The following is a 17,103-nucleotide window of genomic DNA, read 5'->3' as shown; positions in this document are numbered from 1 at the left end:
CTGGGTGACGGTTTCAACGGCTGACCCGATAGACCCTCTCCCACAAGCTCGAGGCCCCCGCCTGCACGAACTTCGGGCTCTGCTCGATCACCTGCACCGCCTCGAGCTCATCCACTTGCCAGCCGGCGAACCCTTGCCGCAACGCGTCGTCGCTCACCGAAAACGGCGGCCCGGCCACCAACGCCTGATCATAGTCCAAGGTCACCACCAACCCCTGGGCGCCGGCAGGCAACAAAACCGCTAGCGCTCGGACATACTGCTCCCGCATTGCCGAGGGCAAGGCGATCAAGGCCGCTCGGTCGTAGAGCGCAGTACAGTCACCCACGTCGCTGCGCGACAACGCAAAAAAGTCGCCGCACCACAGCTCTATCGGCCCATGGCGCCAGACTTCGAATGCACCTGTGTGTGAAACCTGTGCCTCAAGCCCCTGCTCACGGAAGAAATCTTCCACTGCCCGACGAGACAACTCCACACCCATCACGCGGTGCCCCTGCCCGGCCAGCCACAGTACGTCCAGGCTCTTGCCACACAAGGGCACCAGGACCTTGCTGTTGGCTGCCAGATGCAAGCCAGGCCAATAGGCCTGCAGATAGGGGTTCACCTGGGCTTGATGAAAGCCAATCTGATTGTCGGCCCACCGCTGCTGCCAGAATGCCGGTTCCATGTTTGCTCCCGATTATTCGATGGTTCATAGCCATAACTTGATTTGGATTCGATCAAGGCTTGGCCGAAGATGCGTGCATCTTAACCCTCAGGACCCTGCCATGCTGCCCAGCTTGTTCATCTCCCACGGCTCACCCATGTTGGCATTGCAACCCGGCGCCAGCGGGCCTGCACTGGCGCGCTTGGCCCAACAGCTGCCTACGCCACGTGCGATTGTCGTGGTATCGGCCCACTGGGAAAGCCGCGATCTGGCGGTCACGAGCGGCGCTAGGCCGGAGACCTGGCATGACTTTGCCGGCTTTCCTGCAGCGCTGTACGCCGTGCAGTACCCAGCACCGGGCGATCCGGACCTGGCGCGACGTATCTGTGAGCGTTTGCAGGCGGCCGGACTACCCGCTCACCCAGACGCCGAGCGGCCATTCGATCATGGCGCCTGGGTACCGTTATCGCTGATGTATCCGCAGGCACAGATCCCGCTGGTGCAGGTGTCCTTGCCCAGCCATTTGGACCCCACGGTGCAGGTAAGCATTGGCCAGGCCCTGGCCGGGCTGCGCGAAGAGGGTGTCCTGCTGATTGGCTCTGGCAGCATCACGCATAATCTTGGAGAACTGGACTGGCAGGCTGGGCCAGACAAGATGGCACCGTGGGCGCTGGCCTTCAGGAACTGGATGGTAGAGAAGTTGCAGATCGACGACTCCCAGGCCCTGCTCGACTACAGGGCGCAGGCGCCGTTTGCAGTACGCAACCATCCAAGCGATGAGCATCTGCTGCCGCTGTTCTTCGCCCTAGGCGCGGGCGGGGCTTTTGGTGTGGTGCACCAAGGCTTTGCCTTGGGTGCGCTGGGGATGGATATCTACCGATTCGATTAGACAGCGCCTGATTGCTTGCAAAAAAAATCCCCGACCTAGGCCGGGGATTTTTCACTGCTTGGGGATCAATCTTCGCGGTAGCGACGCAGCTTGAGCTGCTTGCCAGCGACGCGAGTGTCCTTGAGCTTGGTCAGCAGCTTCTCGAGGCCATCTTCCGGCAGCTCGACCAGGCTGAAGCTATCACGCACCTGGATGCGACCAATGGCATCACGCGCCAGGCCACCTTCGTTGAGGATGGCGCCTAGCAGGTTCTTGGCGGCGATACCGTCACGTGCGCCCAGGGCGGTACGGCAGCGTACGCGGCCTTCTGCCAGCGGCAGTGGCGCACGACGCTCGCGCTCGCCACGGTCCGGGCGCTCGCCACGTTCGGTGCGCTCGCCACGCGGTGCGAAGCTTGGCACCAGCGGCTGTTCCCGTTCTACCGCTGCCAGGTCCAGGGCTTGGCCATTGGTGGCCTTGCGCAGCAGGGCAGATGCCAGCGCGCGAGCGCTGCAGCCCAGGTCGGCGGTCAGGCGGTCGAACAGCTCACCGTGGGTGGCTTCGGCTTCGGCAACCAGCGGCGCCAGGCTGTTGGTCAGCTTCTTGATACGAGCATCGAGCACCGCCTGGCCGTTGGGCAGGCGCGCTTCGGCAACTTTCTGGCCAGTGACGCGCTCGATCACCTGCAGCATGCGGCGCTCACGGGGCGTCACCAGCAGCAGTGCGCGACCTTCGCGACCCGCACGGCCGGTACGGCCAATACGGTGCACGTAGGACTCTGGATCGTACGGCATGTCGACGTTGAACACGTGGGTGATGCGCGGCACGTCCAGGCCACGGGCAGCGACGTCGGTGGCGACGACGATGTCCAGGCGGCCATCCTTGAGCGAGTCGATCACACGCTCACGCTGGTTCTGGGCGATGTCGCCGTTCAGCGCAGCAGCCTTGTAACCCTTGGCTTCCAATGCGGCAGCCAGGTCCAGGGTAGCCTGCTTGGTGCGCACGAAGGCGATCAGCGCGTCGAACTCTTCGACTTCCAGCAGACGCAGCACGGCCGGGATCTTCTGGTCGGCATGTACCATCAGGTGAGCCTGATCGATCGCGGTGACGGTCTGGGTCTTGCTCTGGATCTTGACGTGCTTGGGCTCACGCAGGTGACGTTCGGCGATCGAGCGGATCGACGACGGCAGGGTTGCGGAGAACAGTACAGTCTGACGCGTGGCCGGGATGGCATCGAAGATCACTTCGAGGTCGTCCATGAAGCCCAGCTTGAGCATCTCGTCGGCTTCGTCCAGTACCAAGTACTGCACGGTCGACAGGACCTTCTCGTCACGACGCAAGTGGTCGCACAGACGGCCTGGGGTGGCGACGACGATTTGCGCGCCGTTGCGGATGGCGCGCAACTGCGGGCCCATCGGGGCACCACCGTAGACGGCCACGACGTTCACGCCCGGCATCTGCTTGGCGTAGGTTTCGAAAGCGGTTGCAACTTGCAGCGCCAACTCACGGGTTGGTGCCAGGATCAGGGCTTGCGGCTCGCGCTTGCTCACATCGATCTTGTTGAGGATCGGCAGAGCGAAGGCAGCGGTCTTGCCGGTGCCCGTCTGCGCCTGGCCGATCATGTCGTGACCGGCGAGGATGATCGGGATCGATTGCTGCTGAATGGCCGACGGCTCTTCATAGCCGGTGGCCACGACAGCGGCAACAATGTTCGGATTGAGATCGAGAGCGGCGAAGCCGGCGATTTCCTGGGTCATGGGTCTGCCTCTAGAGTGCATCCGCAAAGACCCATGCTCCAAAGCTGCACAAGCCATGAAAGACCGACAGGTCACCCAGGCAGCTTTGGCGGCGGGGATTTGCGAAAACGATTGAAAAAGATACTTGGGAAGGTCCGCCTAGCGGACGTGCAGCCGAAGCTGGACTCGGAGGATTTGCACCGCCTGATTTTTGAGGCCCGCTAAAAGACCGGCGCGTACTATACCTGAAATCGAACGGGACGGGAGGAATTTTTTCAGGGCGCAGGGTTTGGGGAGGATGTCGGCTGAAGGTGGCTGAAACGATACATCTTTTGCACCTCAAGGGTCGTGGTTTGGGTTATCGCCAAGCAGCTGAAACGCTACGGACTTGATGCTCAGGGCCTCTGTATGACTGCGCAGCGGCCCCTGCAAGCTCATCCCACACGCCTGGCTCAACTGGCCGGGCGAATTTCCTTGATCAACCCTTCAAGGCTATACCCCAGGCGTGGTGCCAGCGCCTCGGCCCGTGCCCGCAGCCCCGCCATGTCCAGGGTCTGCTCCAGATCGGCTGGCACCAGCACGATCACGTTGCCCTCCTTGACCGGTAACTCCCAGTAGTGGCGGTGGTACAACCCGCGCAGCAATGCCGCCCCAAGGGGCTTGCCCTCGTCGGTGGCCCACTGATTGATCACCAGCCAGCCGCCGGGGTTGAGGCGTTGCTGGCAGCCCTCAAGAAAATTCCAAGCCAGATGCCCGACGCCCGGCCCATGGTCGGTATAAAGGTCGACGAACAACAAGTCGGTCGTTTCCGCAGTCGGCAGCAATTGGACAGCATCACCAATGCGTACATAGAGCCGTGGGTCATCATCCAGGCCAAGGTACTCCATGGCCAGACGTGGTACATCCGGGCGCAGCTCGATGGCCTCGATGTCTTCGAGGGGCAGAAACTTCATGCACGCCTGGGTCAGGGTTCCGGCGCCCAGCCCCAGGAACAGCGCACTTTCCGGCTGCTCATGGCAGAGCGCCCCTACCAGCATGGCGCGGGTATAGTCGTACTCCAGCCAGCTGGGGTCCGCCGTGAACACGCAGCTCTGCTCGATGGCGTCGCCGAATTCGAGGAAACGGTAATCATCCACCTCGTACACGCTGATGACGCCAAAGGCGTCCTCCACGCGTGCCAGCAACCGTTCCTGCCGTTGCGCCACCATGTGCAAATCACCCCGCAAAAGCTGCATTGTCCGTCAACGCCCGTGCTGCAACAAGCACGGTGCCAGCTGTTACCATGGCTGCCAGCCTGCAACCTACATGACCGAGCCTGAAATGACCCAAACGTGGAGCCCTGACAGCTGGCGTGCCCTGCCGATCCAGCAACAACCCGTCTACCCTGACGCTGCGCACCTGCACAAGGTCGAGCAAACCCTGGCCAGTTACCCGCCGTTGGTGTTCGCTGGCGAAGCCCGCGAGTTGCGACGCCAGTTCGCCGAGGTGACCGAAGGCCGGGCGTTTCTGCTGCAAGGTGGCGACTGTGCCGAGAGCTTCGCGGAATTTTCCGCGGCCAAGATTCGCGACACCTTCAAGGTGCTGCTGCAAATGGCCATCGTCATGACCTTTGCCGCCGGTTGCCCCGTGGTCAAGGTAGGGCGCATGGCCGGGCAATTCGCCAAGCCTCGCTCGGCCGGTGATGAAACGCTGGGGGGCGTTACCCTGCCCGCCTACCGCGGCGACATCGTCAATGGTATCGGCTTCGATGCCAAGAGCCGCATCCCCGACCCAGAGCGCCTGCTGCAGGCCTACCACCAGTCCACGGCCAGCCTGAACCTGCTGCGCGCCTTTGCCCAAGGCGGCTTTGCCGACCTGCACCAGGTGCACAAGTGGAACCTGGACTTCATCGCCAATTCGGCGCTGGCCGACAAATACCACCAGTTGGCCAACCGCATCGACGAAACCCTGGCGTTCATGCGCGCCTGTGGCCTGGACAGCGCACCCCAGCTGCGTGAGACCAGCTTCTTCACGGCCCACGAAGCCCTGCTGCTGAACTACGAACAGGCCTTCGTGCGCCAGGACAGCCTGACCGGCGACTACTACGACTGCTCCGCGCACATGCTCTGGATCGGCGATCGCACCCGCCAGCTCGATGGCGCACACGTGGAGTTCTTGCGTGGGGTGCACAACCCGATTGGGGTCAAGGTGGGCCCGAGCATGGACCCAGAGGCGCTCATCCGCCTGATCGACATCCTCAACCCCAGCAACGACCCAGGGCGCCTGAACCTGATCGTGCGCATGGGCGCGGGCAAGGTCGGGGACCATTTGCCGGGGCTGATCCGCACGGTCGAGCGCGAGGGTCGCAAGGTGCTGTGGAGTTCGGACCCGATGCACGGCAATACCATCAAGGCCAGCAGCGGCTACAAGACCCGCGACTTCGCCCAGATCCTGGACGAGGTTAAGCAGTTCTTCCAGGTGCACCAGGCCGAAGGCAGCCATGCGGGCGGTATTCATATCGAAATGACCGGGCAGAACGTCACCGAATGCATCGGTGGGGCTCGCCCGATCACCGAGGATGCCCTGTCGGATCGCTACCATACTCACTGCGACCCGCGAATGAACGCCGACCAGTCGCTGGAATTGGCGTTCCTGATTGCTGAAACATTGAAACAGGTGCGGCGCTAAGCGACAGCCCCGAAACAGGCAAGGATTCCGCTGGGCTCACTTGCACAGCGGGTCGTCCCAGAAATGGCGCTCGCTTTCCTGATGAGTATCGGCCCTGCTCAAACCCAGGTCATGAAGCATGGCATCGCTCAGGCTGGCAAGCTGCTGACGCTGGCGGTGCAGCTCCAGCCACCGGGTCACTCGCCCCCAGGTCGCCCGCCACAGCGGCCTGAACGAAATGACCGAAGCCTCTGCGTTGCTGATCGTACCTTTCATCGTGAAGCCCTCCGTTATCGATGGCTTCAGTCTCACGCGCCGATTAAGATCAATCCAACGAATGTTTCTGATGCCATGCATCTCGGAGATTGATGCAATGTCCCAGTACCAGAGCCTTGATGCCGACGTGTTACGCACCTTCGTTGCCATTGCCGAGCAAGGCGGCTTTACCCGGGCTGGTGAAGTGGTCAACCGCACCCAATCGGCCGTCAGCATGCAGATGAAGCGCCTGGAAGAAGATATCCTTCAGCGGCCCTTGTTCGAGCGCGAGGGGCGGCAGGTGCGCCTGACCGCCGAAGGTCAGGTGTTGCTGGGGTATGCCCGGCGCATCCTCAAGCTGCACGGCGAAGTCTTCAACACGCTGCGCATGCCGCACATGGTGGGCCTGGTGCGTATCGGTACGCCGGACGACTACGCCATGCGTTTTCTGCCGAGCATCTTGTCCAGCTTCGCCAAAGCCTACCCCTTGGTTCAGGTGGAGGTGCACTGCGATACCTCACGCCAACTGATGCTGCGCAAGGACCTGGACCTGACCATCGTCACCCGCGAGCCCGGCAACGAGATCGGCCAATTGCTACGCCAGGAGCGGCTGGTATGGGCCGCGGCCGAGGGCTTCTGCCCGCACGAGCAGCGCCCCATGCCACTGGCATTGTTCAACACCGAATGCTTCTGCCGCGCCTGGACCTGTAACGCACTGGAAACCCAGGGCATCGACTACCGAGTGGCCTATACAAGCCCCAGCCTCTCAGCGATTTTTGCCGTGGTCACCGCAGGGCTTGCGGTGACCGCCCAGCTGCAGAGCCTGATTGGCGGCAATCTGCGGGTACTCGGCGAAGCCGAAGGCTTGCCTGAATTGCCGCTGGCCAACGTCATGTTGGTACGTGGCGGTCAGTCACCCTCCCCCATCACCGACTGCATGGCGCAGTACATCATCGAAGGGTTCAAGTGACACGCCTGCGGCTATAGTTCGAAACCCAGCATGACCGCGCAGGCCACCAGGAAAACGCAGAACATCGCCCGCAGCGCCTTTTCCGGTAAGGCGTGGGCCAACTTCACGCCCCAGCTGATGCTCAACAGCCCGCCTACCGCAAGCGGGATACCCACGCCCCAGTCCACACTGTGGTGCACCGCGTAGGTCACCAAGGTGACCAACGTACTCGGCGCGGCCAGGGCCAGCGACAACCCTTGCGCCACCACCTGGGTGGCACCGAACACGCTGGTCAATATGGGCGTGGCGACGACCGCGCCACCGACGCCGAACAACCCGCCCATGGTCCCGGCGAAGCTGCCCAGAACGCCAAGCCAAGGCCAGGGATGACGCAACTCGGTACTGGCAGGGCTGACTTTCATGAACATCCTGGCCACGTTCCAGATCGCCAGCGCCACCAGAAAGCCCACGAAGCCCAAGCGCATGGCATGTGCGTCCAACCCCACCGCCCAGATCGACCCCAACCACGCGAACACAAAGCTGCACAAGGACAGCGGCAAGGCATGCCGCAGCTCGATGCGGTTGCGCTGGTGATAGCGCCATAACGCCAACAGCACGTTGGGCACGACCATGACCAACGCCGTGCCCTGCGCCAATTGCTGGTCAAGCCCGAACAGCACGCCAAGGGCCGGGATGGCAATCAGGCCGCCACCGATGCCGAAAAGCCCACCCACGGTTCCCAGGGCGACACCCAATACGCCGTACAGCACCCACTCGATCATCAGCCTTCTACTTTTATCGTGCACAGGGATCGTCATGCTAGCGGCTGCACGCTGGCAGCGAAACGCACAGCCACGCACAATGGCTGTGCGTTTCCTGCATAAGCGAGTTTGTCCATGAACCCCGATGCATTGATCGATCAATTGAGCTTGTTTCTGGATGTACTGGAAACCGGGAGCTTTTCCGGCGCGGCCCGGCGTCACCCGCTGACGCCTTCAGCAGTTGCCCGGCGCATCGACAACCTGGAGCGAGCCCTCGGCAGTCGTCTGTTCAGCCGCAGCACCCACGCCGTGCGGCCAACGCCTGCGGGCAATGCGTTTGCCGAACGCGCCAGGCATGTCATCGATGAGTTGCGCCTGGCCCGGGCTGAAGCGGTGTCGCTGAGCAATGCCCCGGAAGGCTTGATACGCATGGATGCACCGGCGGCCTTCGGGCGCCGTCATCTGGCACCGGCGATCGCCGATTTTCTGGTGGCCTACCCTGGCCTTGACGTGCAGTTGCGCTTGATCGACAGCTTCGTCGACATGCACGGTAGCCATTTGGGGGAAGTCGACCTGGTGTTACGGGCAGGTCCGCTGGCCGATACACGCCTGGTGGCGACACCTCTTGCCGACATGGTGCGCATCGCCTGCGCCAGCCCCGCCTACCTGGCGGCACGGGGCTTGCCCAAGTGCCCCAGCCAATTGCCTGGGCATGACGGCCTGGACTGGGACGGCCTGGCACCCCCGTTCGCCTGGCGATTCGAGGTGGACGGCCAGACACGTCTGTACCGGCCCTCGCGCATGCGCATGGTTGCCAACAATGCCGAAACCCTTCTGTTCGGCGCCCTGGCCGGGCTGGGAATCGCCCATTTGCCGACGTGGCTGACCAGTGAATACCTGCTGCGCGGGGAATTGATCGCGCTTTTTTGCGACGCTGGCTTGCCCCAACCGGAGACGAGCGGCATTTATGCACTTCGCCTTGAACATGAAACGAACTCTCGCAGCCGATTGCTGCTCGAATTCCTCAAGAGCCGCTTTAGCCCGGTCCCGCCGTGGGATCTGGCACTGCGCAGTGAATTACGCTGGTAGTAAGCGTACCCACCATCAGCGTGCTAGTTTCTTATTCAACGAATTCAAGGACCTGCATGAACGCCGATAACAAAGCCTCTGGCGCCGAACTGCTACTGGAGAACCAGGTCTGCTTCGCGCTGCATTCCACCTCGTTGCTGATGACGAAGGTGTACAAGCCCTTGCTTCAGGCCCTCAACCTGACTTACCCGCAATACCTGGCGATGCTGGTGTTGTGGGAGCACGATGGTTTGACCGTGGGCGAAATCAGCCAGCACCTGCTCACTGACCCAGGTTCACTGACACCGTTGCTCAAGCGCCTGGAAAGCGAAGGCCTGCTCAAGCGCACCCGCAGCCGTGAAGATGAGCGGGTTGTGCTGGTGCAGCTGACAGACAAAGGGCGCAAGTTGCAGAAGCAGGCTGAAGAAGTGCCTCAGCTGATTCTCAAGGCCAGTGGGCGTACCCATGAGGGGCTGCAAAAGCTGCAGGCAGATTTGCTGGCACTGCGCGAGAGCTTGCAGAGGACGTTGTGAGGGGGACCTTGGGTTGGAGCGGCGCTGCGCAGAGGCGGTGCTCTAAAACCCAGTTTTGCGTGGACTCAACGGTTGGGGCCGCTTCGCGGCCCCAAATAAGCATCAGGCATTAGCGATGCTTCAGGCTACCCAGGAAGCATTACTTCTTGGAGCGACCCTTGAAGCTGTTGTCGCGGGTGTCGATGTCGATCCACTCGTCGATCTGAATGAAGTCCGCCACCGAGATCTCGGTACCGTTGCTTAGCTTGGCAGGCTTCATGACCTTGCCCGAGGTGTCGCCGCGCGCAGCGTTCTCGGTGTAGACGACTTTACGGCTGATGGTGGTCGGCAGTTCTACCGATACCAGGCGGCCTTCGAAGAAGACGGCTTCACAGACATCTTCCATGCCTTCCTCGATGTACGGCAGAACGGCTTCGATGTCCTCGGCGTTCAGCTCGTACATGGTGTAGTCGGTGGTGTCCATGAAGGTGTATTCATCACCGTTGATGAACGACAGCGTGGCTTCCTTGCGGTCCAGGATCACGTCGTCCAGCTTGTCGTCCGCACCGTATACGGTTTCGGTCTTGTAGCCGGTCAGCAGGTTCTTGAGCTTGGTCTTCATGATCGCGCTGTTACGGCCCGACTTGGTGAACTCAGCTTTCTGAACCAGCCACGGGTCGTTGTCGATCCGCAGGACGGTACCGGGTTTCAGTTCTTTACCAGTTTTCATTACGCAGTATCCGAATCTGGATGGATTTATAAAAATCGAGGCCGCATATCATAGCGAATTTCCACAAAAGTGTACTAGCGCCTTGGCAAGGTCCGGCCCAGCGGCCTGCTGAGCAGCCCAACAGCGGGCATGCTGCTGCAATTGCGCCCAATATGCGCGGGCCGCGCGCCAGGCCTGCCCCATGTCCTGGTCCATGTTCCAGGCGCGCCACAGCCCGAGCAGGGCAGCTTGCGCCTCGTCCGACAAGCCACGTCGATAAAGCGCCAGGAACGCCTCGAGTTTTTCCCAGTGAGCGTTTTCTTCCTGCACGTAGATGTGCCAAAGCATGGGCTTGGCGGCCCACTGGGCGCGGACGAAGGAATCTTCGCCCCGTACGGCGTTGAAATCGCAGCTCCACAACAACCGGTCGAAGTCGTCCTGACTGACGAAAGGCAACACCTGCACCGTCAATGACCCGCGCACATGCACATGGCCTGCCTCGAGCTGCGTTACCCCCAGCCACTGCCCAAGCCCGGCGATGCTCCGTCCTTGCGGTACCAGCACATGGCACGCCTGCGGGTCGGTGGCCAGCGCTTCCAGCCAGTTGGCAAGCTGCGGGTTCTCGTAGGCAAATAGCATGATCAACAGGGCATTCTGCGCAGGCGCCACCCCCAAGGCCTCGAGGAACGTTGCGCGCGCTCGGCTGGACGACTCGAAGGCATCACGCCTTGGCAGCAGGTCATGCTCGCGAAGCAGTCCACCGGTCTTTTCGGTGAAGCCTGGGAAGAAAAACACCTTGCGCAGCCCATTTGGCTGCGGTGAAGGCAGCCCGTGACAACCCTCCACCCAAGGCTCGGCACTCAGGTATTCAAGGTTCAGCCACACAGGCGGGTTGTTGCGTAGTCGCATGGCCTGGATAAAAGCGTCGGGCAGTTGGCAGGCGAATGCGCCGATCACCACATCACCCGGCTCCACCGGCACCCAGGTAGGCGACCACTGACGCACCTCCACACCCCGCAGCCATTGCTGCGCCGCCGTGGCGTCTGCGCCAGGGCACATGGGCACGAAGGCATTGAGGTCATCAACCCACAAGCGTACGGCCACCTCGTGCTCGGCCACCAGTTGCCGGGCCAGGCGCCAGGTCACACCGATATCGCCGTAGTTGTCCACGACGCTGCAAAAGATGTCCCAAGTGGCTGTCATGCTCGGCTCCCTAACCCGTGCCAAAGCTGCGGATTCTGCGCATAAATTGTCACCAAAGACAGCCGTGGGCGAAAAAAGGCCGGCTTGCATGCAACAATGCGCCAGTGCCCACCTTGCCAGGAAGCAACCATGCCCCGTCGCCGCGAATTGACGATCACACTCAAACCCTTGCCGCTGATACTGAGCATTGCACTGGGGCTATGGCTGGGCGCCCTGGCCATTGCTGCCAGCCTGTGGCTTGCAGACCAGCTTATGCCCACCCCGGCCGAAGCACCGGCGTCAGCCACCACGCAAGACGCCCCCCACGCCACTACGCCCCCGACCGTCACCCAGCCACCGGACGCCCAGGGCGAAATGTTCGAGCGTTACAAGGACATGCTGCACAAGCAGCAACTGGAACAGGCTGCCGAAGCCGCCCAAGGCAATCCGCGCAACCTCAACAGCCCCAAGTGCCAGTTCTGGTTGCAGCAGAATCGCACGGCCCCCACAGACAAAAGCCAGGCCAATGTGCTGGAGTTCTGTTACTGATCATGAACAAGCCCCACCTGATAGCGCAGATCATCACGGCCCTTGAACACGACCTGGATGTGGTAACCCGGGCAGCCCAGAGCGCCTATGAAGCTGCGACTGCCGAAGAAAACATCGCCGAGAACAAGTACGACACGCTGGGGCTGGAAGCCTCCTACCTGGCCACCGGCCAGGCCCGGCGCAGCGCCGAGATCCGCCAGGCACTGCACACCTACCGGCAACTGAAGCTGCGCGACTACGACCCTCAGCAAGGGGTGCAGGTAAGCCAGGTGGTCACCTTGGAAGATGAACAGGGCCAATGCCGCAGGCTGATCATCGGGCCAGAGGCGGCCGGGCTGAAAATCGGGACGGGCGATGGGGTGGTCATGGTGATCACGCCGCGCTCACCTTTGGGGCAACAGCTGATGGGCAAGCACATTGACGACGAGGTCTGTCTCAATGCCACACCTTGGACAGTTGTCGAGGTGATCTAGCGCCTGTGCTCGATCGCCCCCAAGCGCTGCTCCATGAGTTCTAGAAAGGCACGGGCGGCAGGTGTCGGATGGACGGACCAGATCGCGTACAGGTGCCGCACCGGCGCATCGAGCAGTTGCACCACGGCCACGCCGTCAAAGCCCTGGGCCACCTGCTCCGGCACCAGGCCGATCGCCATGCCGCGCTGCACGAACTTCTCCACCAGCTGCACATGACCGATCTCGAACTGCACCCGACGGTGCAACCCTGCCGCCTGGAAAGCCTCGTCGGTCTGCCGACGTGCACCGGTGCCTTCCGGGAAATCCACCAGCACCTCCCGGACCAGGTCGGCGAGTGTCAGTTGCCCGTGTCCGGCCAGGCGGTGGGTGGGTGGAAGCACGGCGACGAGTGCTTCCCGAGCCAGCAGGCGATGCTGCACACCCTGCACGCCCTCGCCTTCCCACAAGCCGATGAAACCCACATCCAGGCGGCGTTCGAGCACATCGGCGACCAGCAGTTCGCTCTTTGCCGTAAGCCAACGCACGTCCACATCCGGATAGTGCCCGTGAAAATCGGCAAGCAGATCGACCAGGTCCAAGGCCGTCAGCGAGCTGATTTCGCCAATGGTCAGTCGCCCGCGAACCTGGCCACAGGCGGCGGCCACATCGTCGGCGATGCGGCGCGCTGCCTCCACTGCTGGCCGGGCGCTGAGCACGAACGCCTCGCCTGCCGGTGTCAGGCACACCCGGCGCGAAGTGCGCTCGAACAGGCTCACGCCCAGCTGGCCTTCCAGCCTGGCCACCTGATGACTGAGGGCCGACTGCACCACATGGCAGCGCTCGGCGGCACGGGTAAAACTGCCGGTCTCGGCCACGGCCAAGGCGTATTCGAGCTGTTTGAGGTTCATGGATCTATCTGCTTTCACGATCAATGGCGTGAGAACTATACATTGGTGTCATGCGTAGCGGATGGCGATAATCTTCTCCACTTCACTGCCTGTCACGAGAACCCCAATGCACACCCCAACCCTCAGCCGTGCCCTGATTCTGCTGATGGCCACGGCCACTGGCCTAGCCGTGGCCAGCAATTACTACGCTCAACCCCTGCTGCACAGCATCGCCCAGCAGTTCGGCCTGAGCACTGCCAGCGCCGGCAGCATCGTGATTGCCGCGCAGCTCAGCTACGGGGCCGGCCTGTTGCTGCTGGCACCGCTGGGCGATCTGTTCGAACAACGCCGGCTGATCACCGTGATGACCGTGATCGCCACGCTTGGCCTGGTGATCAGTGCCTGTGCCCCCAGCCTGCCCTGGTTGATACTGGGCACCACGTTGACCGGATTGTTCTCCGTGGTGGCGCAGATCCTGGTGCCCATGGCCGCCTCGCTGAGCGAGCCCACTCAACGGGGGCGTGCCATCGGCACCCTGATGAGCGGCCTGTTGCTGGGCATCTTGCTGGCGCGCACGGCCGCAGGCTTCATGGCCGAACTGGGCGGCTGGCGCAGCATCTACGTGCTGGCTGCGGTGCTGATGGCGATCACGGCCCTGGCCCTGCACCGTAGCCTGCCGGAGCATCACAGCCATGCAGGCCTGCGGTATCCGGCCCTGATTGGCTCCGTGTTCCGCCTGTTCATCGAAGAGCCGGTGCTGCGCCTGCGCTCGTTGCTGGGCCTGCTGGCGTTCAGCCTGTTCGCGCTGTTCTGGACGCCCCTGGCATTTCTGCTGGCCAACGAGCCGTATCACTACTCCGACGCGGTGATCGGCCTATTCGGCCTGGCGGGTGCGGCCGGGGCGCTTTCGGCCAACTGGGCCGGACGGCTGGCTGACCATGGCAAGGGCTCGCTGGGGACCACGGTGGGGCTGGTGGTCTTGCTGCTGTCCTGGGTACCGCTGGGCTTTGCCGAGCAGTCCCTGCTGGCCTTGCTGCTGGGCGTGCTGATGCTCGACCTGGCCGTGCAACTGGTGCATGTGAGCAACCAGAACGCGGTTATCGCCTTGCGCCCCGAAGCGCGGACCCGTCTGAACGCGGGCTATATCACATGCTATTTCATCGGTGGCGCCCTGGGGTCGCTGCTGGGCACGCAACTGTTCCAGCGCCAGGGCTGGCCAGGCATCGTGGTGGCAGGCCTGGTGATTGGTGCGTTGGCGTTGATCGTTTGGTGGGTAGCCGCGCGTAAAGCCAAACCCGAAGCCTTGGTGCGCCAGTAGCCGTGCCTACGGGCGCTGCTTGGCGCGCAGCCCCGCCCTAAGACGCCCCAAGGCTTTTGTCTGCGCCCATTACCTGAAGCGACTGATACTATGCGGGCTTTTTCACAGCCTGTGCCGCGCCTTCAGGAGCCCCACGCATGCCCTCGCCTCATCCTCGCTTGCCCCTTGGCCTTTTAAGCCTGGGCTTGGCCCTGCAATGCCCTGCGGCGTTCGCAGCCCAAGGGGTGCAACTGGACCCGCTTGAGGTATCCGATACCTACGGCAACGATGGCTACCAGGCACGTGAAGCTGCCGTGGGCAGTATTCAGGCTGCCCCCCTGCTTGACACCCCGGCATCGATCAGCGTTTTCAGCCAGCCTTTGCTGGAAGATCGGCAGGTACGCCTGCTCAGCGAAGTGCTGCAAGGCGACGCTTCGGTGGGGGAAAGCTACGCACCGGTCGGGTACTACGAGAACTTCAACGTGCGTGGCTTCGAGCTCAACGCCGCCAGCAGCTACCGCCTCAACGGCCACACCCTTGTCGGCGAGCAGAACGTGGCCCTGGAGAACAAGCAACAGGTGGAACTGCTCAAGGGTCTATCGGGGCTGCAAAGCGGCGTGTCGGCGCCCGGCGGTCTGGTCAACTATGTGACCAAGCGGGCCGAGCCCGTGCGTCGGGTCACGGTGTCCACCAACGAGCAGGGCGAACGTTACCTGGCCACCGACGTCGGCGGCTGGTTCGGCGACCAGCAGCAGTTTGGCCTGCGGGTGAACATGGCGCATGAGGACATCCGCTCCTATGTCGCGCATGCCGACGGCCAGCGTGATTTCGCGGCGCTGGCGTTTGACTGGCAGATCAGCCCGGACGCCACCTTGCAATTGGATGCCGATTACCAGCACCGCCAGCAACGCTCGGTACCGGGTTATCAGCTGCTGGGCGGCACGCGCCTGCCTCACGACGTGGACCCCAAGGACCGCCTGGCCTACCAGCAGTGGGCCAAGCCTGTGCAAACCGATTCGCTGAACCTGGGCGGGCGCCTGGCGTACCGCTTCAGCGAAGCCTGGACAGGCACCGTCAGCGCCTCACGCAGCCAGGCGGTGATCGACGACTACAGTGCCTTTGCCTGGGGGTCGGGTGAAGGCGCCTTTTTCAGCAGCGCCGGCGACTACGACATCTATGATTTTCGCAGCCCCGACGACACCCGGCGTATCGACGAAGCGCAGGCCACGCTCGATGGGCGCTTCGATGCGCTGGGCCTAGGCCACGCGTTGACCCTGGGCACCAGCGCCCAGCGCCGAACACTGGACCTGCGCCCGTACTACAACGTGTGGCTCGGCACCGGCACCCTGGGCGAAGCCGCGCCTGTCCTTCCCCCTTCCGATCAACCCGTCGGCGCCAGCGAAAGGCGCCTGGACAGCCGCCAGTACGGGCTCTTCGTCACTGACCGGGTGACGTTCAATGAACACTGGCAAGCCATACTGGGCGCCCGGGAAGTGCGCCTGGATGAACGCACCTGGGATGAAACCGGCACTGCCGGGCGGCACACTCGCCAGTATCAACTGCTGCCCAACGCGGCGCTGGTCTACAAGCCTGCGCCAGACACATCCCTCTATGCCAGCTATGCCAAAGGGCTTTCGGCGGGCGGCACTGCACCCTGGTTTGCCCAAAACGCTGCGCAGATCCTTGCCCCTACCCTCTCGCGCCAGCTGGAAGTGGGCCTCAAGCATGACTGGGAGGCACTGAGCGTGAGCGCTGCGTTGTTCCAGATTCGTCAGGCGTACCAGTACGCGCGCCCTGACGGCGACGGCGTCTTCACCTATGTGCAGCAAGGCCAGCAGAAAAACACGGGGCTGGAACTCGGGGCCAGCGGTTGGGTGACATCCAACTTGCAATTGCAGGCCAGCGCGGCCGCCATTCGTGCGCGGGTGGTGGGCAGCGGCACCGCTGAGCGTGAAGGGCATCAGGCCATCAACGTGCCAAGGTTCCGGGTAGCTTTGCAGGCGCAGTACAGCTTGCCGGTGCCAGGGCTGGCGCTCTTGGGCGGGGTCCGCTACAGCGCCCGCAAGTACGCCGACCATGCAGGCAACGTGGCGGTGGGCGGGTATACCGTGTTCGACCTGGGCGGGCGCTACCAGACGCGCGTCGGGGGGTATGACACGGCGCTGCGGCTGACAGTGGACAACGTCTTCGACAAACGTTACTGGCGGGATGTGGGGGATTATCTGGGGGATAACTACCTGTTCCAGGGGGCACCGCGTACGGCACGGTTATCGGCTTCGGTGAGTTTTTGAGTTGTAGTGGGGTGATTGGGATTACCAGCTTCGCAGCAGGCATTGCCGGGGGCCGCGGCGCGGCCCATCGCGGCACCAGGCCGCGCCTACAGGGATACCGCGTGCCCCCTGAGTTCACGCTGTACCTGCGTATTAACGACCCTGCACCACACCCGAAGGCTATTGAATCCAGTGTAGAAGCGGCCTCGCCGGGGCGCCGGACCGGCCGCGATGGGCCGCAGCGCGGCCCCGGCAATGCCTGCTCCAAAGCTGCAGCCCGTGCCTCACACAACACCGGCAACCCCAACAGCTACCCCAA

At 62.8% G+C, this 17,103-nt stretch carries 17 protein-coding genes and 1 pseudogene; 10 read left to right on the top strand and 8 right to left on the bottom strand.

Annotated features, from left to right (window positions below; all coding sequences use genetic code 11):
• Positions 1–13 precede the first annotated feature (13 nt).
• Positions 14–664 carry a thiopurine S-methyltransferase gene (locus tag ACK59L_RS16350; RefSeq protein WP_409274750.1) on the bottom strand — a complete coding sequence of 217 codons (651 nt, stop codon included), beginning with the start codon at positions 662–664 and terminating at the stop codon, positions 14–16.
• Between the two features lie 100 nt (positions 665–764).
• On the opposite strand from ACK59L_RS16350, the gene ACK59L_RS16345 reads away from it, so the two are divergent.
• Positions 765–1,532 carry a DODA-type extradiol aromatic ring-opening family dioxygenase gene (locus ACK59L_RS16345; protein ID WP_409274748.1) on the top strand — a complete coding sequence of 256 codons (768 nt, stop codon included), beginning with the start codon at positions 765–767 and terminating at the stop codon, positions 1,530–1,532.
• Between the two features lie 65 nt (positions 1,533–1,597).
• Here ACK59L_RS16345 and ACK59L_RS16340 read toward each other — a convergent pair.
• Both ACK59L_RS16340 and ACK59L_RS16335 read right to left on the bottom strand, forming a co-directional pair.
• Positions 1,598–3,303: pseudogene (locus tag ACK59L_RS16340) on the bottom strand (DEAD/DEAH box helicase).
• Between the two features lie 396 nt (positions 3,304–3,699).
• Positions 3,700–4,455 carry a spermidine synthase gene (locus ACK59L_RS16335; RefSeq protein ID WP_078479397.1) on the bottom strand — a complete coding sequence of 252 codons (756 nt, stop codon included), beginning with the start codon at positions 4,453–4,455 and terminating at the stop codon, positions 3,700–3,702.
• A gap of 112 nt (positions 4,456–4,567) precedes the next feature.
• Between ACK59L_RS16335 and ACK59L_RS16330 the strand changes: the two genes are divergently transcribed.
• Complete coding sequence (locus tag ACK59L_RS16330) at positions 4,568–5,914, top strand: class II 3-deoxy-7-phosphoheptulonate synthase (RefSeq protein ID WP_049696404.1); 1,347 nt, start codon at positions 4,568–4,570, stop codon at positions 5,912–5,914.
• A 36-nt stretch (positions 5,915–5,950) separates the two neighbouring features.
• Here ACK59L_RS16330 and ACK59L_RS16325 read toward each other — a convergent pair whose 3' ends face one another.
• Positions 5,951–6,169 (bottom strand): DUF1127 domain-containing protein, encoded by a 219-nt coding sequence (locus ACK59L_RS16325; protein ID WP_196137080.1) that lies wholly within the window; start codon positions 6,167–6,169, stop codon positions 5,951–5,953.
• Between the two features lie 97 nt (positions 6,170–6,266).
• Between ACK59L_RS16325 and ACK59L_RS16320 the strand changes: the two genes are divergently transcribed.
• Complete coding sequence (locus ACK59L_RS16320) at positions 6,267–7,118, top strand: LysR substrate-binding domain-containing protein (RefSeq protein WP_023535366.1); 852 nt, start codon at positions 6,267–6,269, stop codon at positions 7,116–7,118.
• Between the two features lie 11 nt (positions 7,119–7,129).
• Here the strand turns inward: ACK59L_RS16320 and ACK59L_RS16315 are convergent, their stop codons facing one another.
• A complete protein-coding gene (locus ACK59L_RS16315; protein WP_196137079.1) occupies positions 7,130–7,879 on the bottom strand; it encodes a sulfite exporter TauE/SafE family protein in 750 nt (249 codons plus the stop codon).
• A gap of 114 nt (positions 7,880–7,993) precedes the next feature.
• Here ACK59L_RS16315 and ACK59L_RS16310 point away from each other — a divergent pair, with 114 nt between their 5' ends.
• Complete coding sequence (locus ACK59L_RS16310; protein WP_058639827.1) at positions 7,994–8,947, top strand: LysR family transcriptional regulator; 954 nt, start codon at positions 7,994–7,996, stop codon at positions 8,945–8,947.
• A gap of 56 nt (positions 8,948–9,003) precedes the next feature.
• Entirely contained in the window at positions 9,004–9,459 is a 456-nt protein-coding gene (locus tag ACK59L_RS16305) for a MarR family winged helix-turn-helix transcriptional regulator (protein ID WP_058639828.1), read from the top strand.
• 139 nt (positions 9,460–9,598) lie between these two features.
• Here ACK59L_RS16305 and efp read toward each other — a convergent pair whose 3' ends face one another.
• A complete protein-coding gene (gene efp / locus ACK59L_RS16300) occupies positions 9,599–10,168 on the bottom strand; it encodes an elongation factor P (protein ID WP_058605786.1) in 570 nt (189 codons plus the stop codon).
• A gap of 48 nt (positions 10,169–10,216) precedes the next feature.
• Positions 10,217–11,350: an elongation factor P maturation arginine rhamnosyltransferase EarP gene (gene earP / locus ACK59L_RS16295; RefSeq protein ID WP_409274744.1), complete on the bottom strand. Its 1,134-nt coding sequence runs from the start codon at positions 11,348–11,350 to the stop codon at positions 10,217–10,219.
• A gap of 129 nt (positions 11,351–11,479) precedes the next feature.
• Here earP and ACK59L_RS16290 point away from each other — a divergent pair, with 129 nt between their 5' ends.
• Positions 11,480–11,878: a hypothetical protein gene (locus ACK59L_RS16290; RefSeq protein WP_196127498.1), complete on the top strand. Its 399-nt coding sequence runs from the start codon at positions 11,480–11,482 to the stop codon at positions 11,876–11,878.
• A 2-nt stretch (positions 11,879–11,880) separates the two neighbouring features.
• The gene (locus tag ACK59L_RS16285; protein WP_196186156.1) at positions 11,881–12,351 is read left to right on the top strand and encodes a GreA/GreB family elongation factor; all 471 of its coding nucleotides are present in this window, start codon (positions 11,881–11,883) and stop codon (positions 12,349–12,351) included.
• Here ACK59L_RS16285 and ACK59L_RS16280 read toward each other — a convergent pair.
• Complete coding sequence (locus ACK59L_RS16280) at positions 12,348–13,238, bottom strand: LysR family transcriptional regulator (RefSeq protein WP_409274741.1); 891 nt, start codon at positions 13,236–13,238, stop codon at positions 12,348–12,350. The genes ACK59L_RS16285 and ACK59L_RS16280 overlap by 4 nt on opposite strands.
• A 106-nt stretch (positions 13,239–13,344) precedes the next feature.
• Here ACK59L_RS16280 and ACK59L_RS16275 point away from each other — a divergent pair, with 106 nt between their 5' ends.
• The 3 genes from ACK59L_RS16275 to ACK59L_RS16265 all read left to right on the top strand — a co-directional run.
• Positions 13,345–14,535 (top strand): MFS transporter, encoded by a 1,191-nt coding sequence (locus tag ACK59L_RS16275; RefSeq protein WP_409274739.1) that lies wholly within the window; start codon positions 13,345–13,347, stop codon positions 14,533–14,535.
• A 137-nt stretch (positions 14,536–14,672) separates the two neighbouring features.
• Positions 14,673–16,805 carry a TonB-dependent siderophore receptor gene (locus ACK59L_RS16270; protein ID WP_409274737.1) on the top strand — a complete coding sequence of 711 codons (2,133 nt, stop codon included), beginning with the start codon at positions 14,673–14,675 and terminating at the stop codon, positions 16,803–16,805.
• 101 nt (positions 16,806–16,906) lie between these two features.
• The coding region (locus ACK59L_RS16265; protein WP_409274734.1) for a hypothetical protein at positions 16,907–17,103 on the top strand (197 nt) is incomplete at its 3' end.

The organism is Pseudomonas sp. KCJK9111 (assembly GCF_046231935.1).
Taxonomy (GTDB): domain Bacteria; phylum Pseudomonadota; class Gammaproteobacteria; order Pseudomonadales; family Pseudomonadaceae; genus Aquipseudomonas; species Aquipseudomonas parafulva_B.
This window is presented reverse-complemented; position numbering and strand designations above follow the sequence as displayed.

Coding starts and splice junctions, on each gene's coding strand:
- ACK59L_RS16350 (WP_409274750.1), bottom strand. CDS start 664: ATGGAACCGGCATTCTGGCAGCAGCGGTGGGCCGACAATCAGATTGGC.
- ACK59L_RS16270 (WP_409274737.1), top strand. CDS start 14,673: ATGCCCTCGCCTCATCCTCGCTTGCCCCTTGGCCTTTTAAGCCTGGGC.
- ACK59L_RS16305 (WP_058639828.1), top strand. CDS start 9,004: ATGAACGCCGATAACAAAGCCTCTGGCGCCGAACTGCTACTGGAGAAC.
- ACK59L_RS16345 (WP_409274748.1), top strand. CDS start 765: ATGCTGCCCAGCTTGTTCATCTCCCACGGCTCACCCATGTTGGCATTG.
- ACK59L_RS16280 (WP_409274741.1), bottom strand. CDS start 13,238: ATGAACCTCAAACAGCTCGAATACGCCTTGGCCGTGGCCGAGACCGGC.
- ACK59L_RS16315 (WP_196137079.1), bottom strand. CDS start 7,879: ATGATCGAGTGGGTGCTGTACGGCGTATTGGGTGTCGCCCTGGGAACC.
- ACK59L_RS16290 (WP_196127498.1), top strand. CDS start 11,480: ATGCCCCGTCGCCGCGAATTGACGATCACACTCAAACCCTTGCCGCTG.
- ACK59L_RS16320 (WP_023535366.1), top strand. CDS start 6,267: ATGTCCCAGTACCAGAGCCTTGATGCCGACGTGTTACGCACCTTCGTT.
- earP (WP_409274744.1), bottom strand. CDS start 11,350: ATGACAGCCACTTGGGACATCTTTTGCAGCGTCGTGGACAACTACGGC.
- ACK59L_RS16285 (WP_196186156.1), top strand. CDS start 11,881: ATGAACAAGCCCCACCTGATAGCGCAGATCATCACGGCCCTTGAACAC.
- ACK59L_RS16335 (WP_078479397.1), bottom strand. CDS start 4,455: ATGGTGGCGCAACGGCAGGAACGGTTGCTGGCACGCGTGGAGGACGCC.
- ACK59L_RS16275 (WP_409274739.1), top strand. CDS start 13,345: ATGCACACCCCAACCCTCAGCCGTGCCCTGATTCTGCTGATGGCCACG.
- ACK59L_RS16330 (WP_049696404.1), top strand. CDS start 4,568: ATGACCCAAACGTGGAGCCCTGACAGCTGGCGTGCCCTGCCGATCCAG.
- efp (WP_058605786.1), bottom strand. CDS start 10,168: ATGAAAACTGGTAAAGAACTGAAACCCGGTACCGTCCTGCGGATCGAC.
- ACK59L_RS16310 (WP_058639827.1), top strand. CDS start 7,994: ATGAACCCCGATGCATTGATCGATCAATTGAGCTTGTTTCTGGATGTA.
- ACK59L_RS16325 (WP_196137080.1), bottom strand. CDS start 6,169: ATGAAAGGTACGATCAGCAACGCAGAGGCTTCGGTCATTTCGTTCAGG.